The organism is Nocardia sp. JCM 34519.1 (assembly GCF_020361265.1).
Lineage (GTDB): Bacteria > Actinomycetota > Actinomycetes > Mycobacteriales > Mycobacteriaceae > Nocardia > Nocardia arthritidis_A.
The window spans coordinates 547501-574256 of record NZ_JAIRBR010000003.1; the positions used below are offsets into that span (position 1 = coordinate 547501).

General features: G+C 67.2%; 27 protein-coding genes. 10 read left to right on the forward strand and 17 right to left on the reverse strand.

Annotated elements, in window-relative coordinates:
* Window positions 1–121: 121 nt before the first annotated feature.
* Window positions 122–1429, forward strand: coding sequence for a cytochrome P450 (locus LGY53_RS12060; RefSeq protein ID WP_225726733.1), 1308 nt, complete (start codon window positions 122–124; stop codon window positions 1427–1429).
* A gap of 10 nt (window positions 1430–1439) precedes the next feature.
* Complete coding sequence (locus LGY53_RS12065; RefSeq protein ID WP_225726734.1) at window positions 1440–3002, forward strand: NAD(P)/FAD-dependent oxidoreductase; 1563 nt, start codon at window positions 1440–1442, stop codon at window positions 3000–3002.
* A 76-nt stretch (window positions 3003–3078) separates the two neighbouring features.
* Here LGY53_RS12065 and LGY53_RS12070 read toward each other — a convergent pair whose 3' ends face one another.
* Both LGY53_RS12070 and LGY53_RS12075 read right to left on the reverse strand, forming a co-directional pair.
* Complete coding sequence (locus LGY53_RS12070; protein ID WP_225726735.1) at window positions 3079–3690, reverse strand: hypothetical protein; 612 nt, start codon at window positions 3688–3690, stop codon at window positions 3079–3081.
* A 2-nt stretch (window positions 3691–3692) separates the two neighbouring features.
* Window positions 3693–4355, reverse strand: a complete 663-nt coding sequence (locus LGY53_RS12075; protein WP_225726736.1) for a papain-like cysteine protease family protein — start codon at window positions 4353–4355, stop codon at window positions 3693–3695.
* A gap of 263 nt (window positions 4356–4618) precedes the next feature.
* Between LGY53_RS12075 and LGY53_RS12080 the strand changes: the two genes are divergently transcribed.
* Entirely contained in the window at window positions 4619–5500 is an 882-nt protein-coding gene (locus LGY53_RS12080; RefSeq protein ID WP_225726737.1) for a C1 family peptidase, read from the forward strand.
* Window positions 5501–5564: 64 nt separating this feature from the next.
* Here LGY53_RS12080 and LGY53_RS12085 read toward each other — a convergent pair whose 3' ends face one another.
* The gene (locus tag LGY53_RS12085) at window positions 5565–6557 is read right to left on the reverse strand and encodes a transcriptional regulator (RefSeq protein WP_225726738.1); all 993 of its coding nucleotides are present in this window, start codon (window positions 6555–6557) and stop codon (window positions 5565–5567) included.
* Window positions 6558–7060: 503 nt separating this feature from the next.
* Between LGY53_RS12085 and LGY53_RS12090 the strand changes: the two genes are divergently transcribed.
* Window positions 7061–8020, forward strand: a complete 960-nt coding sequence (locus LGY53_RS12090) for a LysR family transcriptional regulator (protein ID WP_374111165.1) — start codon at window positions 7061–7063, stop codon at window positions 8018–8020.
* Here LGY53_RS12090 and LGY53_RS12095 read toward each other — a convergent pair whose 3' ends face one another.
* From LGY53_RS12095 to LGY53_RS12110, 4 genes are all read right to left on the reverse strand, one after another.
* The gene (locus tag LGY53_RS12095; RefSeq protein ID WP_225726739.1) at window positions 8021–9541 is read right to left on the reverse strand and encodes an alpha/beta hydrolase; all 1521 of its coding nucleotides are present in this window, start codon (window positions 9539–9541) and stop codon (window positions 8021–8023) included. It lies immediately after the preceding gene.
* Window positions 9542–9605: 64 nt separating this feature from the next.
* Entirely contained in the window at window positions 9606–10310 is a 705-nt protein-coding gene (locus LGY53_RS12100; protein WP_225726740.1) for a phosphotransferase, read from the reverse strand.
* 3 nt (window positions 10311–10313) lie between these two features.
* Window positions 10314–11159 (reverse strand): alpha/beta fold hydrolase, encoded by an 846-nt coding sequence (locus tag LGY53_RS12105; protein WP_225726741.1) that lies wholly within the window; start codon window positions 11157–11159, stop codon window positions 10314–10316.
* Entirely contained in the window at window positions 11156–11584 is a 429-nt protein-coding gene (locus tag LGY53_RS12110) for a helix-turn-helix domain-containing protein (protein ID WP_225726742.1), read from the reverse strand. Before LGY53_RS12110 ends, LGY53_RS12105 begins: the two co-directional genes overlap by 4 nt.
* Window positions 11585–11824: 240 nt before the next feature.
* On the opposite strand from LGY53_RS12110, the gene LGY53_RS12115 reads away from it, so the two are divergent.
* Together LGY53_RS12115 and LGY53_RS12120 are read left to right on the forward strand one after the other, a co-directional pair.
* A complete protein-coding gene (locus LGY53_RS12115) occupies window positions 11825–12223 on the forward strand; it encodes a hypothetical protein (protein ID WP_225726743.1) in 399 nt (132 codons plus the stop codon).
* Window positions 12224–12228: 5 nt separating this feature from the next.
* Window positions 12229–12900 carry a TetR/AcrR family transcriptional regulator gene (locus tag LGY53_RS12120; protein ID WP_225726744.1) on the forward strand — a complete coding sequence of 224 codons (672 nt, stop codon included), beginning with the start codon at window positions 12229–12231 and terminating at the stop codon, window positions 12898–12900.
* Between the two features lie 4 nt (window positions 12901–12904).
* Here LGY53_RS12120 and LGY53_RS12125 read toward each other — a convergent pair whose 3' ends face one another.
* The 4 genes from LGY53_RS12125 to LGY53_RS12140 all read right to left on the reverse strand — a co-directional run bounded on the left by LGY53_RS12125 (window position 12905) and on the right by LGY53_RS12140 (window position 16599).
* Complete coding sequence (locus LGY53_RS12125) at window positions 12905–14317, reverse strand: hypothetical protein (RefSeq protein ID WP_225726745.1); 1413 nt, start codon at window positions 14315–14317, stop codon at window positions 12905–12907.
* A 445-nt stretch (window positions 14318–14762) separates the two neighbouring features.
* Window positions 14763–15530, reverse strand: a complete 768-nt coding sequence (locus LGY53_RS12130) for an ESX secretion-associated protein EspG (RefSeq protein ID WP_167476186.1) — start codon at window positions 15528–15530, stop codon at window positions 14763–14765.
* A gap of 2 nt (window positions 15531–15532) precedes the next feature.
* Window positions 15533–16219, reverse strand: a complete 687-nt coding sequence (locus LGY53_RS12135; protein ID WP_225726746.1) for a hypothetical protein — start codon at window positions 16217–16219, stop codon at window positions 15533–15535.
* Window positions 16216–16599: a hypothetical protein gene (locus LGY53_RS12140; RefSeq protein ID WP_225726747.1), complete on the reverse strand. Its 384-nt coding sequence runs from the start codon at window positions 16597–16599 to the stop codon at window positions 16216–16218. Before LGY53_RS12140 ends, LGY53_RS12135 begins: the two co-directional genes overlap by 4 nt.
* 211 nt (window positions 16600–16810) lie before the next feature.
* Here LGY53_RS12140 and LGY53_RS12145 point away from each other — a divergent pair, with 211 nt between their 5' ends.
* The 3 genes from LGY53_RS12145 (at window position 16811) to LGY53_RS12155 (ending at window position 18127) form a co-directional block, all read left to right on the forward strand.
* Window positions 16811–17293, forward strand: a complete 483-nt coding sequence (locus tag LGY53_RS12145) for an NUDIX hydrolase (RefSeq protein ID WP_225726748.1) — start codon at window positions 16811–16813, stop codon at window positions 17291–17293.
* Between the two features lie 42 nt (window positions 17294–17335).
* Window positions 17336–17821, forward strand: a complete 486-nt coding sequence (locus tag LGY53_RS12150) for a GNAT family N-acetyltransferase (RefSeq protein ID WP_225726749.1) — start codon at window positions 17336–17338, stop codon at window positions 17819–17821.
* A gap of 96 nt (window positions 17822–17917) precedes the next feature.
* Window positions 17918–18127, forward strand: coding sequence for a YdcH family protein (locus LGY53_RS12155; RefSeq protein ID WP_167476182.1), 210 nt, complete (start codon window positions 17918–17920; stop codon window positions 18125–18127).
* A gap of 1 nt (window position 18128) precedes the next feature.
* On the opposite strand, the gene LGY53_RS12160 is transcribed toward LGY53_RS12155, so the two are convergent.
* Both LGY53_RS12160 and LGY53_RS12165 read right to left on the reverse strand, forming a co-directional pair.
* Window positions 18129–22241, reverse strand: a complete 4113-nt coding sequence (locus LGY53_RS12160; protein ID WP_225726750.1) for a caspase family protein — start codon at window positions 22239–22241, stop codon at window positions 18129–18131.
* The gene (locus tag LGY53_RS12165; protein ID WP_225726751.1) at window positions 22228–22599 is read right to left on the reverse strand and encodes a hypothetical protein; all 372 of its coding nucleotides are present in this window, start codon (window positions 22597–22599) and stop codon (window positions 22228–22230) included. The genes LGY53_RS12160 and LGY53_RS12165 overlap by 14 nt, the downstream gene beginning before the upstream one ends.
* Before the next feature lie 349 nt (window positions 22600–22948).
* Between LGY53_RS12165 and LGY53_RS12170 the strand changes: the two genes are divergently transcribed.
* A complete protein-coding gene (locus tag LGY53_RS12170) occupies window positions 22949–23896 on the forward strand; it encodes a hypothetical protein (protein ID WP_225726752.1) in 948 nt (315 codons plus the stop codon).
* A gap of 51 nt (window positions 23897–23947) precedes the next feature.
* Here the strand turns inward: LGY53_RS12170 and LGY53_RS12175 are convergent, their stop codons facing one another.
* The 4 genes from LGY53_RS12175 to LGY53_RS12190 all read right to left on the reverse strand — a co-directional run bounded on the left by LGY53_RS12175 (window position 23948) and on the right by LGY53_RS12190 (window position 26737).
* Entirely contained in the window at window positions 23948–24223 is a 276-nt protein-coding gene (locus tag LGY53_RS12175) for a YggT family protein (protein WP_225726753.1), read from the reverse strand.
* Window positions 24224–24311: 88 nt separating this feature from the next.
* A complete protein-coding gene (locus LGY53_RS12180) occupies window positions 24312–25520 on the reverse strand; it encodes a sigma factor-like helix-turn-helix DNA-binding protein (RefSeq protein ID WP_225726754.1) in 1209 nt (402 codons plus the stop codon).
* Between the two features lie 85 nt (window positions 25521–25605).
* On the reverse strand, window positions 25606–26535 hold the full coding sequence (locus LGY53_RS12185) for an alpha/beta hydrolase (RefSeq protein ID WP_225726755.1): 930 nt from the start codon (window positions 26533–26535) through the stop codon (window positions 25606–25608).
* 1 nt (window position 26536) lies between these two features.
* The gene (locus LGY53_RS12190) at window positions 26537–26737 is read right to left on the reverse strand and encodes a DUF5808 domain-containing protein (RefSeq protein WP_225726756.1); all 201 of its coding nucleotides are present in this window, start codon (window positions 26735–26737) and stop codon (window positions 26537–26539) included.
* Between the last annotated feature and the right edge of the window lie 19 nt (window positions 26738–26756).

Consider the following 26756-nt stretch of genomic DNA (forward strand, 5'->3'; position numbering starts at 1 on the left):
GCGACCCGGGGCCACGGTGCGGCGAAAAATCCGCCCGTGGTCCCTTTTCGGAACGGCACAGTCGTGCAAGAGTGAGGGTGCCGGTGCAGGGTCGCAGCGGCGCGGCGAGTGGAGGAGAGCAATGACCCCGACGTACCCGCCCGGGCCGGCACTGCCCCCATTCGTGCAGAGCTTCCTGTACCTGAACCGCCGCGCCCGATGGCTGCCCGTACTGCGGCGCCGCCACGGCGACGTTTTCGCGATGCGGGTGCCGCCGTTCAACGACAATGTCGTCGTCTTCCACCGCCCGGAACACGTGAAGGAGATCTTCGCGGGCGACCCGCGCGATATGCACGCGGGCGAGGCGAACAACATCCTGCGCCCGATCATGGGCTCGCATTCGGTGCTGCTCACCGACGAATCCGAACACGCCCGCGCCCGCAAACTGCTGATGCCCGCGTTCAACGGTGCGGCGCTGCGCGGTTACGAAAAACTGGTCGAGCAGATCGCCGAGGCGGAAACGCAACGCTGGCAACCGGATTCGACGCTAGTCACGCTCGACCGGATGAACGCGCTGACGCTGGAGGTGATCATGCGGGTGGTCTTCGGCGTCACCGATCCGGGCACCCGCGCCGCGCTGGCCCCGCGCCTGCACCGCGTGGTCACCATCGGCCCCGTGCAATACGCCGGTTTGCAATTCCCGCGCCTGCAGCGGCTGCGGCCGTGGAAAACCTTCCACGACAACCTCGATGCCATCGATGCGCTGCTCTACCGCGAGATCGCGGCCCGCCGCGCGGTGCCCGATCTCGCCGAACGCACCGATGTGCTGTCCAGACTGCTGCAGGTGGGCGGCGACGACGAGCGTCCGCTCTCGGATGCCGAACTGCGCGACCAGTTGGTCACGCTGCTGCTGGCGGGGCACGAGACCACCGCGGCGGCACTGTCCTGGGCCCTCTACGAATTGGCGGCGGATCAGCGGATCCAGCTGCGGACCTACGATGCGGTGCGTTCCGGCGACGACAAATTCGTCGAGGCGGTGCTGAAGGAGGCGATGCGGCTGCATCCGGTGATTCCGGGCGCGGTGCGCCGCCTGACCCACGACACAACCGTCGGCGGCTACGCGTTACCCGCGGGCACCACGGTGAGTTGTTCGATCATGCTCGCGCACGGCAGCGATGCGAACTACCCGGATGTCGCGGCATTCCGGCCGTCCCGTTTCCTCGACGGCGAGGTCGGGCCGAATATGTGGCTGCCGTTCGGCGGCGGTGTGCGCCGCTGCATCGGCGCGGGCTTCTCGTTGATGGAGGGCACGGCCGTGCTGCGCACCGTGCTTTCGCGGTTCGCGCTCGCCCGGCCGAGCGGCGCGAAACCCGAACGCGGGCATGTGCGCAACATCACCACGGTGCCGCGCGGCAAGGCCAGGATTGTGATCACCAAGCGAGGGCCGTAGTCTCCTGCCCATGACGAGCGGGAGCCGTATCGCCATCGTCGGTGCGGGATTCGCGGGCTTGGCCTGCGCAAAGGTGTTGGGAGAAGCGGGTTTTGCGGTCGAGGTGTACGACAGGACACCCGATGTCGGCGGTGTGTGGAGCGCGACGCGGCGCTATCCGGGGTTGCGTACGCAGAACAGCAAGTCCACCTACCACTTCCCCGGCTATCCGATGCCCGCGGACTATCCGCGCTATCCCGACGCCGCGCAGATGCAGGCCTATCTGGAAGGGTATGTCCGGCAATTCGGGCTCGGCGACCGGCTGCGGCTGAACACCGGTGTGGTCGCGGCCGATCCGGTGGACAGCGGCTGGCTGCTGGAGATCCGCGACGATATGGGCATCCGGCGCACCTCCTGCGATCACCTGGTGATCGCCAACGGTGTGTTCAGCGAACCGTACGTGCCGGATTTCCGCGGCGCGGAGCTGTATCGCCAGCAGGGCGGGCGAATCTGCCACGCCACGGAATTGGGCGACGACCTGGACGCGGTGCGCGGCCGCAACGTGGTGGTCGTCGGCTACGGGAAGTCGGCGTGCGATATCGCCGAGGCGGTGAGCCACGTCGCGGCCTCGACCACGGTGGTCGCCCGGCGGTTGCTCTGGAAGATGCCGCGCAAGCTGGCGCGCGTCGATTTCGAGACGCTGATCCTGACCCGTATGGGGGAGGGGCACTTCCGCGATCTCGAGCCGAAGGGCTTCGCCCGTTTCCTGCACGGGCCGGGCCGGTCGTTCCGCGAGGCCAATATGGACGTGATGCAGGAACTGGCCATCAAGAACATGCATCTGCGGGAGCTGGGGCTGGTGCCGGAGGGCCGGTTCGAGGAGATCGCCGCCAGTTCCGCCGGACTCACCACCGAGGGCTTCTACGAGCAGGTCGGCATGGGCCGCATCACCGTGTGCCGGGATACCGAGATCGCGGAAATGCTCGCCGCGCCCGAGGGTTTGGCGGTTCGGCTGACCGATGGCGAGGTGGTCCCCGCCGATGTGGTGGTCTGCGCGACCGGATATCAGCAGCGGGTGCCGTTCCTCACCCCGTTCGTGCAGCGTCAGCTCACCGACGACCAGGGCAATTTCCGCCTGTACCGGCACATCCTGCCGGTCGACGTGCCGAATCTGACCTTCGCCGGATACAACGCCTCGCTGCTCACCGCCGTCGGCGTCGAGATCGGGGCGCAGTGGATCGCGGCCCTGCTCACCGGCCGGCTGACGCTGCCGCCGGAGGAGGCACAGCGCGCCGAGATCGATACCCGGCTGCAATGGATGGCGGACCGCACCGGGGGTAACCACGCGCACGGCACCGTCGTCACACCCTTCTCCATCCGCAATATCGACGAGATGCTGGCCGACCTGAATGCCAGGCTGCCGCTGAGAACCCGTATCGCGCAATGGTTCCGGCCGATCCGCCCGGCCAGCTATCGCGGATTGATCGCCAAGCCCGCACCCGCCGCGTTACCGGAGGCGCCGAAGCCGCCCGCGCAGCCGTCCGGCGACCAACCCGCCTACTCGACACGTGAATCGGGCCCGACCGAGGGCTGAACCTCGGGCGGGCCCGGCCGCCGCGTGAAAGATATTTCGAGACAATCGATTTCACCGGCGGTTGTGGCGGGCGGCCTCAGCGGGACGTCAACCACGCGCGGAACTGCGCCGCGTCGAAGATCCGGCCCTGCACTCCCGGATCGGTATCGGATCTGATTGCGACCACCCGTGTTTCGGTCCAGCCGAACCAGGTGTGCGAGGGATAGTGCAGCAGCAGCCGCGTATCGTCCGCCAGCAGTCGCGCCGTCTGCGCCTCCTCATTGCCCTCCGCGACCGCGCGCGGAGTGTACGGGGGAGCGGGATCGAGTTGCAGCGTATCGGTTTCCGCCCGCGACCCGACGCGCACCGGGACCGCGATATAGGCGGGCGCCCCCGCGTCGCGCAGCGTCGTGCGCGGATCGGTGACGAATCCCGGTGCGGTCGCGTAAACCGTCACCGCTCGCTCGACCTGTCGTAAAGGCGCTGTGCCCGAACTACTTTGGGGCGAAAACTGGGCGCGCAGGAAGGAGCCTGCGAGTTGTTCGGCCGCGGGCGAGGCGAGTACGCGAGTTATCGCGTCGGCGTCGGGATCCGGAGCCCACGGGGTGTCTGCGTGCGCCTGGTTCGTCGGAACATGTTGTGCGGCAGTACATCCAGGGATCGCGAGCGCGGCGAAGAGGAGCATCGCCAGCGCGTGCAGGGTCGGCATTCTCATTCCTTCGGCGCGATCCGGTAGTCCTCGCCGAACCAAATCCATTGTGGATTCTTGGTATACGAGGCCAGCGTCTGGGTGACCTGCCGCTGCGAGGTCGGCCACGGGTCGCCGTAGGTGATCGTCCCGGCGTCGGCGTCGTAGCCGTAGACCACTTGGGCGTGCCCGCCGCCCGCGGCCCAGGCGATGCCGGTGAGGATCGGGCGGTTGGCCGAGATCTCCTCGACGATCCTGGTCATCGAGAACGGGCTGCCCACCTTCGCGTCGAAGCCGATCTTGCCGAAGGCCTTGGCGATATCCTCCAGCGAGGCATTGTCGTTGGGGCATACGTCGTTCGCGTCGGCGCCGTGCACCAGCTTGCAATAGTCGTTCTGGTCGATCCAGTGGCCGAGGTAATTCGCGATCGACGCGCCGTCGGCGGCCCAGCACCACTGATCCCACTCCTGCTCCTGCTGCAAATACGGCAGCACCAGCCAACCGAATACGGCATCGCGCGGCTCCATTACCCCGGGCAATCCCGGAGTGACCCGCAGACCGGTGGACCGGCCGGTGAACGTTTTCCCGGCGGGCAGCGGATCGGCGGCCGAAATACCGTGGCCGAACGAGGAAGTCGCCACCATGGTCAGACACAGCAGAATGAAGAGGATCCATCTCGGCCGCACTTTACCGATCCTTTCGAAACGCCGTATCCGGCAACTGAATTCGCGCGATTCCGGACTTCGCAAATCCAAGGTAACCGATCGGATCGGCGAGCACATCCGTGAACATATTGAACGCACTTGCCCGAATCCGCTGCCGGGCCAATTATATGTCTCATCGCGAACGAGCGTCCGGATGGGGTTCCACCGGTTCGGCCGGGTTTGTTCCGGATGACTCCGGCGATCGGGCACAGGCCCGGGATTCAGCACTCATTTCAGGAGAACCCATGCGTTACACACGTTATTCATGCGTGCCCGCCGCGGCGGCATTCGTGCTCGGCGTCGGACTCGTCTCCGCCGGATTCGCGGTCGCGGCTCCGAGCCCATCGGCGCCTTTGCCGAAGCCCGTCCTGCCCACGCACGGCTTCGGTTTCGACGCCAACGCCGCGAAGGCCGCACAGACCCATGACACCAGCAGCGGCACCGCGCTGCCGGTCCGGGTCGGCTCGCTTACCCCGCCGTCGTCGTATTCGCTGCAGCAGTATGCCCTTTCGCCGGGTGACCAGGGCCAGGTCGGATCGTGCGTGACCTGGGCCACCGGCTACACCGGGTACGGCGTGCTGATGAACGAGCAGGGCATCAGCGGTGGCCCGATGGCGCCGATGTTCATCTACTCGCAGATCGCGAAGGGCAACGATCAGGGCACGTACGCCTCGGTCGCATTGCCGATGGAGCAGGAACAGGGTATCGATACGAAATCGGATTACTGGCAGGGCGATTTCGATTACACCACCCAGCCCGATGACAACGAGCGGGCGAATGCCGCGCACTACAAGCTCTCCGGCTCGCAGGATCTGACGGGCGGAGATGTCATCAGCAATATCAAGCAGGCGATTTCGTCCGGCCTGCCGGTTCCGATCGGGTTCGAGGTTCGGCAGAGCTTCATGAACCTGAACCAGAGCAATTACTACTACAACCCCGACCCGAGCGAATCGGTCGTCGGCGGGCATGAGGTGACGATCGTCGCGTACGACGAGAACGGTGTCACCATCGAGAATTCGTGGGGTGCCGGTTGGGGCAACGGTGGATACTTCACCGCGCCGTGGTCCTTCATCACCGGTGGCGATGTGGACGAGGTCCACTCGATGGGCCGGTTGGTCACCGAGTAATCGGCTGAATGGTTCCCGCCGATGCGCGCATCGGCGGGAACCATTGCGTTTCAATACATTCCGCTCAATTCGCGCGGCGCTCCAACTGCGCCGCGAATCTCCGCCAATCTTCGGCGAACCAATAGGCGAGTTGCACTATCAGGCCCAGGTTATGGGCGGGCAACGCATCGGCCATCGATTCCAAACCGGCATTGGCGGTCGCATATAAATCCAGTCTGCGCAGTAGGGCGCGGCCCGCTTCACTGAATCGCAGCGAGGGATCGGCGCGCAGCCGGTCTATCACGATCCGGGGATCCTTGATCTGGACGGGCTGGGTCGTGCCGGGCTGGGCGGTCCCGGACGGCCACCGCGCCGGGTCGTCGGATGTTCGCGTGAGCGAATTGCGGTGCTGCCGTGGGGGAATCGGATCGTCACCGCGCCGCAGCCGCTGTCGCACGTCGTGCGCGGTGCCCAGCGAGACGCCCGCCACCTTGGCCACCTCGCGCAGCGGGGCGTCGGGTGAGCGGAGGAACAGCTCGCATGCCAGCCTGCGACCGTCGGTGGCGCTGGAGGTGTGCGCTCGGCCGTCCCGGCCGATCCGGGTGTTCGGCTGGGAATCCGCGCCAGCCGAACGGCGCAGCGCCCCGATGGTTTTGTGGGACAACCCCGTTGTCGCACCGATCGCCCGATCGGACCACTCCGGGCGTTCCCGCAGTATCCGGGCGGCCGCCGCCTTGCGGTCGGCCAGCGACAGCGGCAGGCCGTGGCTGATGTTCAGCCGGACGGCGAGGATGAACGCCTCGCTGTCGGTGCCGTCGAAGAATTGCGCCGCGATGGTGGTGTCGCCGCGCAGCCGCGCCGCGCCCACCCGGTGCGCCCCGTCGACCACTCGCATGCTCGGCCGGTGTACGAGGATGGGAGGCAGCGGCTCGTCGGTCTCCGCCAGCGCGTGGATGTGGGCGTAGTCCTCCCCGGTCAACCGGGGCGAACCGGCCAGAACCAAAGCGTCCAACCGTATTTCGACGGTCTCGTCGCCATCTGGCATGCGGTGGCACTCGGACATCTTTGTCGTCCGCATGGAGTCCTCCCTGCCGCGGGGGATGTCCCGGCCGCCCACGCCGGCCCGGCGCCGTGCGGTCGAGTCGAAAAGCGTTTGCAAAGAAGGAGGTTACCGGCCCGCTGCGGCCCCGCCAGGTTCTGCTCTGGGGAATTCGCGGTGCCGGGCGCGATCTCACCGGCCCTGTACCGATCGCGAAGATGACCGGCGGCATCGCCCGCGAAACATAGACAAATCAGCCAGTTTTCGCGGGAATCAGCCGTGAACATGTTGCAGCGCAACGGCGTATGGGCAATCCCCGAACGGTTACATCCGGTAAATATGTCGTAAAGGCGAATTCACAATTGCGACCATCGATCAGCAAATGGTTACGCCGTTTACGGCTCGTCGCCGATCGTCCGGGTTCGGGCTCGTATGCCGCTCTCGGTGTGGTCGGCACCTGTGTCGTCAAGCCCGAACAGCCTGCGCGGATTATCAGGAACGGAACTTTGCCGAGCGATCATTCCGATGGCGATAATCCAGGGGTGGACCCGCTGGATATGAATCTGTTGGTGGCGCTGGACGCGCTGCTGGAGACGAACAGCGTGACCGCGGCGGCCGAGCGGCTGGGGACCTCACCGCCCGCGATGAGCCGCACACTGGCGAAACTGCGGCAGGCGCTCGGCGATCCGCTGCTGGTACGGGCCGGGCGCGGGCTCACCCCCACTCCGCGCGCCGTCGAATTGCGGTATGAGGTCAGGGCGCTGGTGGAGCACGGCCGCACCCTGCTCGCTCCGCGCGCGCCCGTCGATCCGCTCGCCCTGAAGCGCACCTTCACCGTCCAGGCCGACGATATGGTGCTCACCGATCTGGCCGCGCCGCTGCTCGCCGCCATCGACGCCGAGGCGCCCGGTGTGACGGTGCGCTTCCTGCCGGACGATCGCGACGGCGCCGCCGCCCTGCGCGCCGGACATATCGATATCGAGGTCGGCGTGCTGGAACATTCCGATCCGGAGATCACCGTGCAGCGGGTGCTCGGTGACCGAATGGTCGGCATAGTCTCGGCGCAGCACCGGTTCGCCACCGGACGCGTCTCGGTGGCCGCCTACGCCTCCGCGCCCCATCTCGCGATCTCCCGCACCGGCCGCGCACAGGGCGCGATCGATGAGCGGCTCGCTCTGCACGGTCGCACCCGCCGGGTGGTCGCGACGGTGCCCACGTTGTCCGCGGCCCTGTTCGCGGTCCGGTCGGGCAATCTGGTCTGTCCGGCCCCCGCGGCGCTCACCGCCGCCGCACTGCCCGCGATGGGCCTGTGCGCCTTCGAGATTCCACTGCCGCTGCCCGAGGTGCCGATCGGGATCGCCTGGCATCCGCGCAATTCCGCCGACAGCGCGCACCGGTGGTTCCGGGAGTTGGTGCGCGCCACGCTGAATCGGCCCGCCGAGCTCGCCCGGCCGCTCCGGATCACCCCGCGGACAACGGGTTCCGCGCGGTCGGCGAGCTGATCAGTTCGGGTCGCAGTCGAGGTCGGCGGCGGGGATCGTGCCGTCGCGGAAGTAGGCGTTGGTGGTTTCCAGGATGCAGGTGCTCAGCTCCGTGCGGAACACCATGTGAATCCTGGTGTTGCGCAGGGTGATCAGGCGCGATCCCGTCATCTGCCGATGCAGCGCGACGGCGTTCCGGTACGGGGTGCGGTTATCGCCGGTGGCCTGCAGGATCAGCGCGGGGACCGCGTTGCGCACCACCGTCGGCGGTTCCAGCGGCGCGGGCCAGAACGCGCACGGCTGAATATTGTTGGCCAGCGCGCCGAATATCGGCTGGGTGGGCCTGGCTCGCTGGATGGCATCCCAATACCAGGCCGGATCGCGCGGCATCGGCGCGTCGGCGCACCAGATCTGCGCCATGACCGAATACTCGTCCTCCTTCGCCGAAACGATCCATTGGTGCAATCGTTTCGGCACATCCGGAGCGCGTCCCTCGGCCGCGTCGGCGAGGGCGCGCATCATCTGCGCGACGGGCTCGTTCAGCCGGGCGTCGCGCAGCATCTCCCACAGCAGATTCGGTATCAGATGGTCGTCGAAGGCGAACCCCTCCACCACGATCGGCGTCTCGGCCGCGTGCGCGATCAGCGCCTCGACGGTGTCGCGTACCTCGGCCGCCGACGCGCCCAGGTGATACGTCTCGTCGCGGTCGGCGGTCCACGCGGCCCAGTCGTCGAAGCCCGCCTCCACCGCGGGACCCCAATCCTGTTGCAGCCCTAGCCAATAGCGGTCCGGATCGATGACGCTGTCCAGCACGATCCGGTCGGACCGTCCCGGGAACAGCTGGGTGTACACCTCGCCCAGATATGTTCCGTAGGAGAGGCCGTAGTAGCTGAGCCGTGGTTCACCCAGCGCGCCGCGGATCACATCCATATCCCGCGCCGTGTTCCGGGTGGACAGATGCCGCATCCAGTTCTGGTCGCGCTGTAGACAACTCGCCGCCAGATAGGCTTGCAGTAAGGTCTCGCTGACGAATCCGGCCCGGTCGACACCCGCCGACCGGATCGGGTTGGCCACCGGCCAGCCGCACCGCTGCTGTTTGCCCGACCGTTCGACCCCGCGCGGATCGAATCCGATGAGGTCGTAGCGGGCCAGTACATCGGGTTCGAGCACATCGCCGATCAGGTCGAACGCGTCCATCCCGGAACCGCCGGGCCCGCCGGGATTGCTCAGCAGTATCCCGCGCCGATTGGCCTTGTCCCGCGCCGCGATCCGGGAGATCGCGACGCTGAGCGCCGGTCCGCTCGGATTGCCGTAGTCCAGCGGCACCATGACCTCGGCGCAGCTGGCGCCCTCTTTCGCCAGGCCGTCGTCCTTGCACGCATGCCAGTGCAGGCGCTGCTGGTAGTAGCGCGCCAAGCCGGTGGTGTCGGCCGCGACGCACAGCGCCGCGACCAAGATCAGCGCAGCGCCGCCGCACCATACCGCGGTGCGGCCGAATTTCCCTGTCTTCCAGGCATTTCGCCGAGCTGGGCGGTCGTCCACCAGAACAACGTAGACCAGTCGGAAGTAACTACCAACCCCCCGGTTTGGGAATAGTCATCCCGAGTCATCGGTTATCGTGCGCGAGCTCACGGGTGAGCGGGCCGCGATTATCGGACACCCAGCGGTGTGCGGCGCGGATTCGTTCCGGAACTCCGGCCGCCCGCAGATGCGCCAGCGCCGGGTCGTGTTCGATGCCGCGACGGCACCGGTCCTGCCACCAGAGCACGGTGTGGATCAGCTCTGGTGGGTCGATCAGCTCTGCCCGGCCGTACGCGTCGCGGATCACCCGCATGCGTTGTGCCACAACGGGTACCTCGGCGCCCGGGCCGGGATCGCCGTACTGCCAACATAAATGCGCGACGTCGTGGATGCGGCGACCCGGCGCCGCCAGATCCCAGTCGATGAGCGCGACGGGTACGGCCAAGCGGTAGATCGTATTCTTCGGCGATAAATCGTTGTGGCACACCACCTCACCGGATCCGGCCAGCGGGTGCCCCGCGGTCAGGTCGTGGAATTCGCGCACCAGTCGCGCGACCGCGGCGAGCGCCGCCGTCGACCGCACCTCTTCGGTGAGTTCGGATCCGGCGAAACCGGGTATGTGGGAGAGGATTTCGCGGCCCTGCGAGTCGCTGCCGAGATATCTTGGTGCGTGGAGCCATTCGGCTTCGGCGAAGTATTCGAGCAGTTCGTGCACGAATGCGGCGCGTGGCGGTGGCGGGCGGAATACCCGGTCGCCCGCCACCACGATGCCTCGGTCGTACGCCGTCATTCGTCAGCGCTGATCCAGCAGGAATCGCTGGACCGCATCGGTCTGCTCGACGATGGCGTGCCCGACGCCGGGCAACACCCGCACCGTGGCGTTCGGTATGAATTCCCGTGCCCGGCGGGCGGTTTCGGCCGAGTCGAGCAGCACATCGCGCTCGCCGACGATGACCAGGACGGGCATGGTCAGCCGCCGCAGCGCGGTATCCGGGAGGATCGGCAACCGCCCGGTGCGGGGCCGGTAGTGGGTGAAGGTCAGCACCGAGGTGTCGAGCGCGGATTCGTATCGCGGTCCGTCGAGTCCGGTGACGAGCCGGGCGATCCGAGGTAATCCGTTGCGCCCCAACAGCCGCAGCGGCAGCGCCTTGACAACCCATCCCATTGTCTGGCGTCCGATGCCACTGGGGCACAGTAGCGCCAGTCGATGCACGCGTTCGGGATTGCGGGTCGCGTAGTGGGCCGCCACCAGCCCGCCGAGCGAAATGCCGACGATCGCCATACCGGTGCAGCCGAGCGCTTCGCGCACCTCGTCCAGCCAGTCCACCATCGCATCGGAGTCCAGCGGCGGGCGCGTCGGCGCGCTCCGGCCGGGTTCGCCGATGATGTCGATCGCGTAGACGCGGAAATGCGTTGCCCACGAGGCGATATCGCCGCGCCACATCGCCGAGTTCCCGCCGGATCCGTGCAACAGCAGCAGCGGCGGCGCATCCGCCGGGCCGGAGGCGATCACGAAGGTTTCGCCCTGCCGCGTCGGCAGCCGCAGGTATTCGGCGGGCACCGGCCACTCGCGCAGCCCTTCCGCATACCGCCGTTGTAGCTCGGCCGCACCCGCGTCCGACTTGTAGATAGTGCTCATGTGTCGAGTACCCCCTCCATATATTCCAGCAGCCGCGCCGTATCGGCGAGACCGCCGAGGATGATGACCTTCATCCGGCCACGCTCCTCGTCGTAACCGGTTTGGACGCGCAGCGGCTGGTCGGTATTGCCGCCGTTGGCCGCACCCGTCACCAGCAGCGCCAGCCGACTGGCCAGCTCCCGATCGATCGCGTCCACCTCCACGATCGCCGACACCTCGCTGTGCCGTTGCCGCGCAACCGTTTCCCGCACCGCCGCCGGAACCGGTCCCCCCGTGAACGCCTCCAGATCCGACTGCGCGATCCGATACTGCTTTCCGATCCGCACCGCCTTGAGACGTCCATCGCGCACATAGTTCCGCACGGTGCGTACGTGAAGTCCGAGCCGCTCGGCTACCTGGTCGACGGAGTAAAGGGGTTCTGCCATGAAAATACTCTATCACTCCCTATTGATTCGGAAAATAGAGAAATATAGAGATAATTGTGGAGTACGTTCCTAGTTCGCCGCGCCGCATCGTCGACGATTCGGTTTCTCCGCCGACCCGGTCGAGGGCGGCACCTCGGCAACCGTGTTCTCGCCGATGTCGCGACGCCCACACTTGAACACGTTCAAGAATCGCTCTAAGCTCATAGTTGAACACGTTCAAATCAGCAAGGAGCTGGGACAATGAACTTCATCGTCGTCACATACGCGGTCTACGTAATCGTCAGCTTGGCGGTCACGTTCTGGGTGGCACGCACTCTGCACCGGACCGGGGCGCGCTTCCTGGTGGATGTCATGAATGGCGACACCGACCTCGCCCAAGCCGTGAATCATCTGCTGGTCATCGGGTTCTGGCTGGTGAACGCGGGCTTCGTGGCGCTGGCCCTGCGCATCAGCGGCCCGGTCGGCGATGCGCGCGTCGCGATCGAGGAACTCGCGATGAAGCTCGGCATGGTCCTGCTCGTGCTCGGCGGTATGCACTTCGCAAACCTGATCGCGCTGAACAAGATCCGCCGCGGCAGGCATCAGGAGAAGCAGGCCGCGGTCGCCACGATTCCGGTCGATGCCGCCCGGCTGGCCTGAGCCGCATGACCCGCCCGGAGCCCACGACCGCGCGCGGTGAGGAAACTCGCCGGCAGATCATCGATGCCGCCCTTCGCCTGTTCGAGCAGAACGGCTATACGAAGACCACCATGCGCGCGATCGCGGGCGAAGCCGGTGTCAGCGTCGGAAACGCCTACTACTACTTCAAGTCGAAGGAACACCTGGTTCAGGGGTTCTACCAACACATTCAGACCCTGCATCAACAGCGGGTCGAGCAGACCATCCGCGGCGATTCCCTCGCCACCCGATGGCAGACGATGGAACTGGCCTTCGTCGACGTCGCCGCCGCCTACCACGAATTCGGCGGCAAGTTCTTCGCCATCGCCGCCGAACCCACCAGCCCGCTCAACCCGTTCAGCGACGAAAGTCGGCCCGCCCGAGAGGCATCCACCGCCATCATCGCCGACCTGGTCATCGGCGCCGACGTCAAGGGCGACAAGCGGTTGCTGGCCGAGCTGCCGGATCTGCTGTGGTTGGCCCACATGGGCATCGTCCTGTTCTGGGTCCACGACCGCAGCCCCGGCCAGGAACGCACCCGATTGCTGATCCGCCGAACCGCCCCACTCGTCGAACGCGTCGTTGCGCTGTCGAGACTGCGTCCGCTGCGCGCCGTTCTCTACCCGGCCCTGGACCTCATCAAGGACCTCGGCAACTAACGGATCAGGCGCTGGGCGGTTCGAGACGGGGTGGCGGACCGGACAGGCGATAGTCGCGGCGAGGTTCGCTGGTGTCGCGGGTCGGCAGAGGAGTCGGGTCGACGGCGGGTGGGCCGAAGACGTCGGAGCGGCCGATGGACATGCCCGCCGTCTTCTTCAGTTCGTCGAGCATGGCCTGGAGTTTGTCGACGTGGCTGCGGTCCTCGTCGGCGGCGCGGTGCGAGCCGGTGAGGGCGACCCCGTTCTGTTCGGGCGCGACGAAACTTTCGTAGGAGCCCTGGCTCTGGCTGTCGTAGTTGCCGGTCAGATTCGTCGACCCGGTGCCGTAGGAGGTGGTGAGGCCCGGCTGCGTGTTCTCGTAGGTGAGACCCTTTGGCGTCGAGCCGTTTTCGTAGCCGACCGGTTCGGACTTGCTCTGGTAGGTGGCCGCCGAGAAACCCGAGCCGGAAAGCCCGCCGCCGGAACCCTGCGCGGGATTGGACAGCGTGGACTCACGCGTTCCGGATTCGCCCGAATTCGATTGTGCCGCAGCGCCCGACAGCCCGGTGAAGCCGGTGGCCGCGCCGTTGGTTTCGGCATACGACTTGGGCGCGGCGAATCCGGTGTTCTCCGAAGGCGTCTCGACGCTCGGGAAGCCTCCGCTGTTCTCGGCGGTGCGATGCGCGCCGCTTTCGGACACGGTGAATATCTCCGGCCCGGTGGAGATCGGCTCCCGCGGCACCGTGGTGTCCCGCGCCGAACTCTCCCGCAGGCTCGGGAACGGCTGGCGTGTCGCACCCGGCCCGAGCTGCGGTGCGCCGGATTCCCGCGGCGCCGGGCCCGGCTCCGGTTGCGAGTCGGTGGAATCCCGGTGCGCCGCACCGGTTTCGCCCGTCGCCGCGCCGGATTCCCGCTGGGCCGAACCGGTCGGGTAGGCGTCTCGTGGCGCGTGCGGCGCGGTGGGTATCCGGTCCCGCGCGTTCGGGAACGGCTGACGCGCGGTGGCCCGCGTCGCGGCGCCCGGCTCGCGGACAGCCGGAATGCTCTCCAGCGCGGTGGTCTGCGGTTCGAGCGGCGCGGGCGCGGATTTGCGCGCATCGGCCTGCTCGGCCTTGACCGGCGGTGTGAAGAGATTGCCGCCCCGGGTCGGCACGGTCTCGCCGCGCCTGGTGAACGGACCGGTGTCGGCCGCGGGTTGCGGGCCCGCCTCGCCCGGCCCGTCGGACTCGACTCGGTCCAGCCGCGAATCTATGCCCGAAATGTCTTGTCCGGCACGGAATGCCCACGCCTCCAGCTTGGCCAGCCGAGCCTCGACACCGCGGTCGCCGTCCACTCGGCCCGCCACCTCGTCCAGCTTGTCGCTGAACTCGCGCAGCGCCGCCGCAATGCTCGACAACATCGCACCGACCGACTCGGTGCCCTGCTGACCGTGCTCCATCCAGTTCCTCTTCCCCGTATCGCCCGGGCTCGCGCTCGGCCGCCCGATTCTATCCGCGTATCCGGAAACAGGTCGTGCGCGCGACGACCGCTGAACACCCCAGGTATCGGTTCCTCGCCGCCGCACGCTACTCGCCACTTTTCGCGGACCGCACCGGGGTGGCCAATCCTTGCAGACTGTGCAGTCTTACGGGCAAATATCGAGCGATTAGCGCGGATTACCTCGGGTGTCGGCTGCTGGTCGGTTGACCTGGGCTGCACGTACCGTTAATCCGGACCTAGAGCACCATTCCGGATACCCATCGGGCGACCCGTTGAAAACAGCGGCGATCGGTTTGTCCGACAACTCGCAGCGAATTCGTGGAATGTTCGAAAAGTCGGCCGCCACCGCCGAATCACGCCCAGATCAAGGTGATTCCACGCGACGGAACTTTTCGCCGGGCCGCTCAGGAACGCGTCTCGATCTGCGCACCCCTGCGGCGGACCGCGTCGACGAGCCGGGCGATCTCGCCCGCCATCATCTTCGCGTCCATCGGCTTGGCGACGACCGGATCACCGGATCTGATGTAATAGCGCCCGTCGTCGACGTAATCCGACCAGAGGAATCCGCGCCCATCCGGCATCGGCCTGGAATCGACTGCGGCGCCGGGGAATACGGTGATCTCGCCGACCGCCGACCGGTCCCGCCCGAACACCCGGTGCAGCTGCTCGGTGACGCTGTACTCGTCGACCCGCCGGACGTAACGCCGCCTGTCCGCGGCGATCTCGGTGCGGCGGAAGCTGATCGGCGCCCGCTTACCCGCGGGCGCCTTCGGCAGTGCGGCCACCGCGGCCGCGGCCACCTCGTCGGCGCGGCACAGCGTCATCAGCACATCGCCGCCGGTGTCCTCCGTGACTCCGGGGAGTTGTACCAGCGTCGCGCCGATCTCGTCGCGCAGCACCCCGTGGAACCGGAAAACCGCGACCAGCCCCGAACCGCCGAAACCCTTTGACTCCACCCGTATTTCCGGTTCCAGCAGCACCGAAAGCGCCCGATCCAGATTCAGTGAGTATCGGCCCAGCAGTGATCTGGTCGCCGATTCCCGTTGCCGCACGAGATCGTTCCAGTCGACCGCGGACCCGGGTCGGTACGCCAGCGGATAGGGCAGGCGGTCGCGGTCGTATGAGCTCCAGAGGATCTGGAACTCCTGTCCGGTGAACCTCCAGGTGCGCACCGTCAGTCATCCCCGATCACCGGCGAAATATGCGGACTGTCCACAACTTTCGGACTGTCCGGCACGACGGGCACCCCGGCGTCGGCCAGGTTCGCGGCCTGCCAGTACACCGTCCGCAGCACCCGTCTCGCCTCCTCGACGGCCTCGGATCTGCTGTGGTCGTCCGCCTTCATGACACCCTCCGGCGGCAAAGCCTTGTCCTTCAGGACCGGTACACCGTCGCCGGTGCGCGGCATCAGCGCCCGGGTTCGCAGCAGTCCGGCGCCGAACTCCGCCAACGCGGTCGAGATCCGTTCGGCCGCCAGCGTCAGTTGCTGTGACTGATCGACGTAATTGGTGATCGCCTCGGTGGCCTGATTCGCCGCCGCGCCTCTCCAGCCGTTCGCGATGGTGGCTCTGATCGCGGCGCCGAACGCCGTCGACTTCTCCCGGAAGGCCGCGCTGATGTGCTGCCACTGCTGCGATACCTCCAGCGCCGAACTCGGCCGCATCGCCTCGACCCGCTGAACGAGGTCATCGAGCGTCGCCGTCTCGATCACGTACAGGTCCTGATTCGGATCGGTGATCGATCGTGGGTCACAACCGTTTTCGAGCTCGCGCGCGCCAGGGTCGTCCGGGACGGCGACCCGGTCACGGCGCCACTGGTCTTGTGCCGCAACGATTCTGCGCGCGTACTCCGCCTGGCTCATCGGCCCCCTTCGCGCGGAATCTCGATGCCGTCGAGCCGCACTGCGGTGCTCCGGTCCGCCTCCCGGTAATTCGCGATCGCCTTGGCGAAGACCTGGCGCATCAACTCGACCTGATCGATATGCGTATCGAGCGATCTGCACAATGCGCTGTCGGGTCCGTCGACCTTGCCCGCGAACTTGGCTTCCAGGATCGGTCCCGATGGCATCGTGCCGAAGCCGGTCAGGTGTTCGGCGGATCGGGCCGAGGCGCGAATGCTGTCGAGCTCGTCGAGGTAGGCCGCGCATTGGGCGTCCAGATCTCGGCCGATTTCCGGATCGAGTTGCAGCTCACCGGAATTCGCGAGATCCAACAGTTGCCGCCACCGCGCGGTCGGGTCCATCGTTCAGTGCCCTCTGTCGGGCATCCGTCTGCCGGTCATTCGCGCCCCTAACGTCTCGGTGCTCCGAAATATCTGCGACGAGTCCCGTGAACTGCGCAAACAGTACCTTTGGCGCGCGGGCTCGGCAAGGAGAACCGGTTTCGGCCGCCTTCTCGGCGGAGTCGAGATGTGGCTCCGAACGGTATCGCATTTTGCCGCATACCGTGGTGGTATGCGGACCGAGAGTGCGGAATTCCTGGCGGCGTTGCCACGTAAGCGCATGGGTTCGGGTGCGCTGTTCGTCGATGAATCGGATCGGATCCTGCTGGTCGAGCCGACCTACAAGGACCACTGGGAGTTTCCCGGCGGGGTGGTCGAGGCCGATGAATCGCCCTATGCCACCGCCGTCCGCGAGATCCAGGAGGAGTTGGGGATGGCCGTGACGCTCGGCCCCCTACTGGTGTTCGATTGGATCCCGCCGCGCGGCGACCACAGCGAGGGCGTCATGCTGCTCTTCGACGGGGGCGTGCTGACCGCGCGAGCGGCCGCGGCGATCGAACTCCAAGCCGAGGAACTGCGCAGCTGGGCGTGGAGCGATGACGCCGAAATCGCCCAGCGCCTACCGGATTTCATGACCCGCCGGGCCCTGGCCGCGCGCCGGGCCCGCAACCTCGGCGCAACCGCATACCTCGAGTACGGATTCCCCGTCGGGTAAACCATTGGCAGGCCGAACCATTGCCGGGATACCGTGTGCCCCATGCTGATCCGGGATTTCACCGAGGCGGACTGGCCGCAGGTCTGGCCGATCGTGCGCCAGGTGGTCCGGGCCGCGGACACCTTCGCGTACGACCCGGCGATGACCGAGCAGCAGGCGCACGATATCTGGGTTGTCCGCCCACCCGGCGCGACGGTGGTGGCCGTCGCGGGCGATCGTGTGCTCGGGACCGCGAACTCCTACGCCAACCGTCCGGGACCGGGCTCGCACGTGGCCAGTGCGAGCTTCATGGTGGCCGCCGACGCGCGCGGCAACGGTGTCGGCGCCGCGCTTGTCGAATACGTTCTCGCCTGGGCGAAGGAATCCGGTTATGCCGGAATGCAATTCAACGCGGTGGCGGCCAGCAACCGGCGGGCGGTCGAGCTCTACCGCCGGCTCGGTTTCCAGATCGTCGGAACCGTGCCGGGCGCGTTCCGGCATCCGGTCGAGGGACGCGTCGGCCTGCACGTCATGTACCGCGAGCTCTGAGCGGTCGACACATCGCGGACGAGCCGAACCGAACCCGACAAACCCTCCTACGCAGCATATTTGGTCCGATACCATGGATTTGCGGAGGAGGCAGATATGGCAACTGGCCCGGACGGAACCTCGCAACAAGATCAATTCGACAGGCTGGCCGAGCTGCAGGAACGACACAGACGGCTCGACCGCCAGATCGAACAGCTGCAGTCCCGCCCCGACATCGACGATCTCGTCCTGCACCGCCTGAAAAAGGAAAAGCTGCTGGCGAAAGATCAGATCGTCATGCTGCAATCCCAACTGGGCACGCACTGAATCAGGGCGTGAGCACCTCGTCGGCGATCGTGGTGAGCAGGCCGGGATCCAGCCGGGCCAGCACATCCAGCGGCCGGTACCATACGGCGCCGTTCCAGATCTCGGCGAGCAGGCGAACGATCTTGGGGCGCAGGACAAGTCGATCGATCTCGGCGGCCCGCCGGTATTCGGTCACCAGCACCTGCGCCACCTGAACGAGCGCCTCGGCACGGGCAATCGGCGAATCGGCGAGCGCCGCAGAGGCGGTGGCGCGCGCCGTATCACCGAGCCGCAGCGCGGTTTCCACCAGGTGCAGCGCGACCTGATCCCGGTTGTGAATATCCCGCGCGGACCGCTCGGCCGTTTCGAAACGCTGCCAGGCGGCGGCGCGACCGTCGCGTTCGGCGATCGCCGGGACCAGGACGAGTTCGGCGTGAATATTGGCGTGTACGTAGCTGATTCGCGCCGCGAGGGCTGATGCGGCATCGATATCGCCGGACCGGACCAGGGCCGCGACGATCTCGGTCTGGATCTGCGCTCGACCCGGCACATCGTCGAACCCGCGCGCGGTGCGATCGGCCCGTTCGATATCGCCGATTCGGGCCAGCGCGATGCCGAGATCGGTGCGGGCCGTCGGCTGAATGTCCTCGGGTAGTTCGGCAACCAGCGGCTCGACCGCGAGGAGGAGCTGGTGCAGTTGGTCACCCGCGCCCGCGGCTGCGAGCGGGGCGGCCAGTTCGGTCATGATCCGAATCCGTTGCGCCACATCGTCGATGCGTGTGAGCAGTTCGATAGCGCGCTCGGTCCGCCCGACCTCGACCAGTACCGCCGCCAACCGCGACAGCACCGTGCCGTGCCCGCGCCGCAATGTTCCATCGATGGCGGTATCGATACACGATTCGATTTCGCGTGCCAGATCGCCCGGCGACCACGCGTACAGGCGGATGAGTTCGGTCGTCTGCATCAGCCCGGAATCGAAGTCTTTCGACGCGTCCGCGACCCAGTCCAAATCGAGGTCCGCGGACGGGACACCCAGATGTTCGGCGAGCCGGGCCAGTTCCCGGGCGGGCCCGGAGCGCAGATGCTTCGCCAGCTCGGCCAGCGCGCGGATCCGATAAGCCGTCGGCTGGATGTGCCCGACGGCCGCCCGCGCCAGATCGAGCGCGTCGGCGTCGATGAGTGCTCGCACGAGTCTGCTCAGCATTACGGCCCGCGGGCCCGGATGGTCGAGCCGATTGGCGAACGCCTCGACCGCATCCGCCAGACGTCTGCCGTCCGCCCGGCGGCCCGCCGCCAGAAAGGCGGGGATGAGATCGGTGAGAACGTCGGCCCGGAGCGGGAAGGGCAGGATTTCGTTGGCGCAGCGTTCCGCGGTGTCCAGCGCGCCGACCATGACGAAGACCGTGACGTATTCCGGCCGCGGCGAGCCCCATTTGCGAACACGCATGGTTCCGGGCTCCGGTTCGTGTTCGGTGACGATGCGCCGTGCGTCCTCGGCGTGATCCGCGTCGATCATCGCCGAGATGATCGCAGGAAAGGCCGGGCCGCTCAGCTCGAACAGCGGCCTACCCTGTGCGAATTCGGCGAGTCCGCCGAGCATTTCCCGGACGCGATCGCGCTGTCCGGCTCGGGCCGCCCACCGGATCACCCCCGCAAGCGCCTCGATTCGGCCATTCTTGTCGGCGATGGCGCGCGCGACCGATTCCGCGCGCCGGTACTCACCGATCACCGCCAGCGCCTCGGCCGCGAGCACACGCGCGCGATCCCGGCTTTCGACCGGGAGAAACCGCTCGGCGAGGAATTCGATCCGTGCGGCCGTCTCCCGCGCCTCCTCCTCCCGCCCGGCGGCCAGCCAGACCGGCACGAATCCGCTCAGTGCCCGGGGTAGGTGCGGCGCGTACGCGACCTCCTCGAGCAGCTTCTCGGCATTTCCGGTGTCGCCGGCCGCCAGTAGCGCGCCGATGAGGTCGGTATACAGGCTCTCCCGGGTAACCGCGTCGCCGATCTCCCTGATCAGCGATTCGGCGAGTACACGGTCACGCTCGTGCTCGGTGGCGGCGCGCGGCACGGCGGCGAGCGCGATATGGGCGCGGGTCCGGCGAAGCTGATCCGGGATGCTGATCGCCAGGCTCGCCGCGCGATCGCATTCGCCCAGGCGGGCGAACGCCGCAGGCAGCATGATGGGGATATTGTCGCTGCGCTGTCGGAGCCGGTCGCGCCGCATTGCCAGTCTGCACAGCGTGAGCAGATCCGGATCGGGTTGCCGCGCAACGATTTCCGCCGCAGCGGCGATTTCGGTGCGCGCCGTGATGTCACCGCCGGTGAGGTGAAGCATCCGATCGTGGCGATCGGCGTCCAGCGCCAGCGCGGTCATCCTCGGCGCGTCCCCGAGTGCCTTGAGCATCGAAAAATAGCGCGTCAGGAGATAACTCGGTGTGTTCCCGGGCCAGCCGTCCGCGCGGTAGCGATCCGCCCATGCGTGGATCTCGGCCCGATAGCGGTCCAAAAGATGTTTGCCGAGAGCGTTTTCGGATTCCTGCTGCAATGTCTCGTGGGCCAGCAGGTTGATCTGGTCCGGGACGAAGGCGCTCATTCTGGTGCGGAAGGTGCGGCCCGTGACACCGTCGAGTATCTCCTCGATGCGGAATGGCGGCAGCTGGGTGAGGTCCTCGAGTTCGGGATTGGTGAGACCGCCTGCGGCCGTGACCAATCCGAGCACCCGGCGGGTGTCCTCCGACCCGGCGAGCAGGCGCCGCAGTTCCCACTGCGCGGCCCGGATGATGCCGCTGGCCCACGGTGAGCGCTTCAGCGTCAGCTGGGTGCAGGTGCGCAGCGGATGGTCATCCGGAACATCAAGGGGGATGGGCGGATTCGGGCGGCTCGCGACCAGGACGCGTAGTCCGGGGCCGGGATTGCGCGGCAGCAGCGAGGCGATACTCGGAGCACCCTGGTCCTCGTCGAGACCGTCGACGATCAGCACGATCCGTTTACCGCTTTCGATCGCGCGCCGCTCCGCCAGATCCAGCAGATGCCTGCGCAACGCGTCCCGGTTGCCGACCGCGCCGGTCACCGTGGTCCGCTCGGCCGGTAGCAGCGCCGAAAGCTGTTCCAGCACCGCATCATCGAAGGCGAGATGATCGGCCTGCGCGGCCAGCCGCGAGGTGATGAAAAAGGCCACCACACGCACGTTTTCGGGCGGATGCAGTGCGAACCAGGACAGCAGCGCCGTTTTTCCGGCCCACGGCCCGGCCCGGCACCAGAGATACGGCTCGCCGCCCGCGCAGAACGCCGCCAGGGTCGCCAGTTCCTGCTCACGGTCGCGCAATTCGTCCGCCGGTGCGATATCGCGGATCTGCGCGAAATAGGCGGTCGTTTCGGTGCCCGGTAATGCCGGTGCCGCGCCGCTGCAGCCCGCGTTCACCGCCAGCGCCAGCTCCGCCGCCGTACCGCGTTCCAGCGCCTTGGGTTTCGGCAGGTTCGCCGCGGGCAGCCGCGAGCGCAGCTCGCGGAACAGCGCCGACATGGTGAGATAGCGCTCCGCGCCGGGTATTCCGGACGCCATGATGTCGAGCAGTACGCCGGTGAACGCCGTCCGCCCCGAACCATCCTGGGCCACCGCGAATTTCGTCTTCTCGTCGGTGGCGGTGAGCACGAAGGTCCCGTCGATGTCGGCGGCCTCACGCAGCACCTCCGGCCCGGCGAGCACGTCGCGCCCGAATGCCTTTCCGCTGTGGCAGCAATCCAGGATGACGATCTTCACCTTGGCCCGCGATGCCCTGATCTTCGCGCGGACGGCCGGATACGGGACGGTCGTGAAGGCGACGTGCTCGGCGTGTGATCCGCTGTGCGCCAAGTGCAGTTCGTTGCCGACCGCGACGCCGTGGCCCACGTAGTAGAACAGCAGCAGATCGGTCGCGGCATCGGCGGCCGCGGTCAAGGCCGTCGCGAAGGACACCGGGTCGGGCGGATCCACGATCTCCACCACGTTGGTGAGTCCCGTTGTGTTACGCAGGAATTCGCCGAAATCACGGACGCTGCGGGTGATGGACGAAAAGGAGGGGAAGCCGGAATCCGCGCCGTAGCGGGCCGTTCCGATCAGTACGGCGTACGAGCGATCCGGATCAGGAAGCCTCATCCTGTGTTCCGCGAGCGATATCGATCGCCTTCTGCACCTGGTCGGTCTCGACGACCTGTCCGTCGTCGGCCTCGATCTCGGCCGTCGAGCCGTCCGGCCGGGTGAATTTCAGGCGCAGGCGCGGCCTGCGCAGCTGCAGCCAGGCCGCGACACAGGTGGACAGCGCCGTCCACAGGGCGGGCGAGTCCAGCACGATCCGGATGATCTCCTCGGCGCCGAGCGTCTGCGGGTGGGCCGCGCCCGGTTCGAGGCGTTTGCCCGCCGCCCGCAGCTCGTCGTCCTCGATCAGCGCCTCGAACAGCGAGTGCAATTCGGCGATATCGTCGTCGGCGCCGTGCACCGCGACCAACAGCTCCACGATCCGTCCTTCCCCACGGGTGTGCCGCCAGTGTGACATGACAATCGTCACGTCGTACCGATATTGTTTCGCTGCGACACGAGATTGTGTTGCACATGACGCACCGACTACCGCGCGTCGGAGAATTGGCGGTAAAGGTCAATGTCTCGGAACTTATTGTGGTGAAGCTCTCCCTCGGCGCGTGAAAGCGCCTGGTGTGCACCATTCTTCGGCAGGTCACCGGAGGTTTTGCGGCTCCGCCGCACCCGAGCGCGGGGTATAGGGGGCTGGCGAGGCCGGGAAGTCTTATGCACTCTTGATCTATGGCGTGGGTATTCGCGCCTGCGGTGGTATGGGCAGGGGAGTGGTCGTGAGAACGAAGCAGCGGGCGGATCCGGCTTGCGGGCGTCGGGCGGTGCTCGCCGAGTTGGGTATAGCGGACGGACAGCGCCGAACGCCGGGCGACCAGTCGGGTTACAGCTGTCGGTGCGCCGAATGCGTTGCGGCGCAATGGGATGTGCGGCGTCTCAAATACTGGTTGGTCGGCAGGCTGCTCGCGTACGGCGCCGAGGTGGCCGAGGTGGACCATCGCGTCGGCCCGCTCCCGGTGGATATCTACTGGCGAATGGGTGAGCGGCAGTACGCCATCGAGGTGCGCACCGCCCCGCTCGACCGCGGCGCGGCGCAGGAACACACCGCCCGGCTGCGCGCCCAGGGACTCGACGGCGTGCTGTGGCTGTGCCCGCCCGGCTACTGGGTGGATCATCTGCCCGCGCTCGGCCTCGCCGATTTCGCGCCCTCCGGTGTGGATTATCGGGTGGAACGGGGCATAGTCGATGTGGAATACACCTCGGTGGTCTCGCCGCGCCGGGAGCCGTATGAGCTCCGCGAGTTCATCCAGAAGTGGATGTCCGGCGAAATCGTCTGGGGTTATCGCGATCTGATGACAGGAGGATGGGCCACCGTGACCGACTGGGAGCACCACACGCGAACACAGTCCGCGGTGATCGCCCGCCAGCAGCAGGAGTTGGTGAACCAGCGCACCGCATTGGCGCTGTCCCGGAAATCGGTGCGCGACAAGCAGAAACAGCTCATCAAGCTCACCACGCGGCTGGAAAGGGCGGAGCAGACGGTCGAGGAGCAGGCCGAATCGCTCGACGAGGTGCGGCGCAAACTCGCCGACCACCATCGCGTCGACAACGCGTTGCGCGGCACCATCCGCAGCATGCAGACCACGATCGGGCATTGGCAGCTCGTCACCGTCTGCGCGATGCTGCTGATCGTCACCTTCGTCGCGGGTGCGATGTTCGTGCGCTGAGCGGCGTTGGCAATCCCGGTCGCTGGGTCGTTCGGCGGCCGGGATCGGCGATCAGAGGCTGAACGCGATGGCGCGCAGGATCAGCACCGCGATGAACACCGCCGTGAACGCCAGATCGATGGACAGTCCGCCGGCCCGGATCGGCCGCAGCACCCGCCGCACCGGCGCGATGACCGGCTCGGTCCAGGTATGTGTGAATGCCCGCGCCCTGTTGGCCCAGCTGGGGCTGTCGGCCAGCACCGCGACCCAGTCCAGCACCACCCGGGCGAGCAGCAGCAACAGGAACAGCGTCAGCGCGTACCCGAGCAGAGTCCCGATAAGGCTCATGACCAACTCCTTCGTGATGGCCGATCTACCTGTATAAACGCCGCGATGAGCGCCGAGGTGCCCGGTTCGCCCGCTTCTCAGCCGACTATCAGCTCGGGGCCTCGTGTCCTGCGTTGCGGCCGGATGAGGCGGTGAGCGTAAACGGACCTCGATCCCAGCGCCATTCATGACGCAATGTGAGGGCGATCAGGTCCAGGGCGGTGAGGTCGCGGATCCCGCGCAGCGCGTGCCAGTACACCGGACCGGTCGTGATCAATTCGCCGAGCTGTGCCTCCACGGCCGCATCGACCTTGCGGTGCAACAGATCCGGGACGCCGAGCCGACTGCCCGTCCAGATCGTCCAGCCCCAGCCTTTGTCGTGGGCGTAGGCCCGGGCCGCGGCGGATCTGGCGCGGTTGGTGTGAAATCCGATGTGGCCGAGCGGTTGTACGTCGATCAGCAGTACGCGGCCATCGGTCAGGCGGGCCGCGACGGTCGGGTAGGCGACCCGGTCCGCGCCGTCCAGCTGATAGGTGACGGCGCTCGGCGTCTCCTGGAAGGTCTGCACCGCTTCGCTCGCGGTGAGTAGACGCAAAAGCCTTGCCTCCAAACCGGAATCGAATGCGACGTCCCGGCCGACCTTGTCCAGGTAGAACCGGCCGCGTCCGTCGTCGTCCGCGTCGACTACCCGCGCCGACTCGCCGGGCAGCGGAGCCGATGTGCCTGACGGCCAATCGACCTGTGCGAGAGCCGGTTCCAGCTCGCCGGTGGGTGGCGGCGGTTGCAGTTTGGTGAGGCGGGCGTTGGTCTTCTTGCGCCAGGCCAGGATTCGCTGCATGACGAATCCGGCGATCCGCTTCGCGTCCTCCGCCGCGTGCCCGGCCAATCGCAGCTTCAGATAAGACAATTCGTGCGCGGCGATATCGGTGTCGGTGGCGTAGGTCTCCATCAGAAGTGTTCGCAGCAGCTGGGAATCGCGTGCGCCCAACGGATATCGCTCGGCGAAGACCCCGCCGCGCCGACCGGTGAGCTGGGCGTGCCGCAACAGCTGCCCGACCGCCTTCGTGTGCACTTGGCGGATGCGGTCTCGGGCCAGGTCGAAGCGCGCACCGATGGTCGCAAGGGTTTCCGGCCGGTCGCCGCGGATGCCGAGCCGCAGCGTCAGGATTTCGGCGTCGCGCGCCCGCCGCTCCGCATGCTCGGCGATGAGCGCGGCCAACACCTCGTTGACCTCCTCCAGCTCCAGCGACACATCGTCGCGGATATCGTCGAGCTCGGGATCGCCCGCGTCATCCCCGACATCCCGCAACACCGTCACCTCACGACCCCTGCCTCGACTATTCGGCCTGTGCCGCAAGAGCGTATCGCCGTCGGCCGACAAATCGGGCGAAGCGCGGGCGCGGTCAGGTCGCGGGTGTCCGTGCGATCTCGCCGGGTTGTTCGGCCCGCCGCCCGGCCGCCCAGGCGGCGATGATGCCGAGCGCCGCGGCGCTCACCGGTTCCTTGACGGCACGGCGGTATCCGCGCGGACCGGCCGGTTTTGGGTCCGGGCGCAGGATATGGCTGAGATCGCCGACGATATGCCCCTCGAACGGACCCTTGACCAGGCCCTCGATAACCCGTACGTCGTCCGGCGGCACCTGTAGGTCGTTGCCGCCGGTCAGCGCGAGCACCGGGACGTCGATGCGCGCCAGCGCGGGCCTCGGGTCGTAGGCAATGAATTCGCGGAGCCAGCGGGCGTTGAGGCGGACCCCTTGGATCCGGATCACGTCGGCGGTGGAGTTCTTGATTCGTTCGATCCGCTTGCGCTGTATCGCAAGCGGATTCACGCGCAGGACGCGCAACGCGGCGTTGTACCACTTCGGCAAGGTGCCGAAGATCTTCTCGCCCTGCCAGATAAGCACTTCTTCGCCGCCCCTGGCGCCGCAACTGATCAGCCCGGCGCCGGAAACGCTGTGTTCGGCCGCCAATTCGATGGCGTGCAGCGAACCTTCGCTATGTCCGATCGCCAGCAACGGTACGCCCGGCGCATGGTCGGCGAGCCAACGCACGGCGGCCCGCGCGTCGGTCAGCTGCTGTGCCAGGCCGGTCGGCAGATAGTCGCCCGTGCTGGCACCGACCCCGCGCTTGTCGTAGCGCAGCGACGAAACGCCGACCCCGGCAAGGGCTTCGGCGATCGCGGCGGTGACGTCGAACCGCAGCCCGCGGTGATTGGAATCCCGGTCGACCGGCCCGGAGCCGACGATGAGTACCGCCGCCGCAATGGGATTCGGCACCTCGGCGAAGGTTCCGGCGAGCCGGCAGCCCTCGCTGTCGAATGCGATATCCGCCATATCAGTCGCGCCTACCCCAGTGGAACAGCCGGTAGAGGTTCAGGTCGTAGCCCCAGCCGAAGGATTTCGGCGTGAACAGGCGCGGGTCGTCCGGATTCCACCAGCGCGCCTTGATCCGCGCACCGGTGGGACGCCGCCAGTCGTAGGGGATTCCGAGCACCTTGCCCTCGGGTTCGGGTTCGGGAACGCGATCGCTGGTCATCGGGCTCACATCCTTTCGG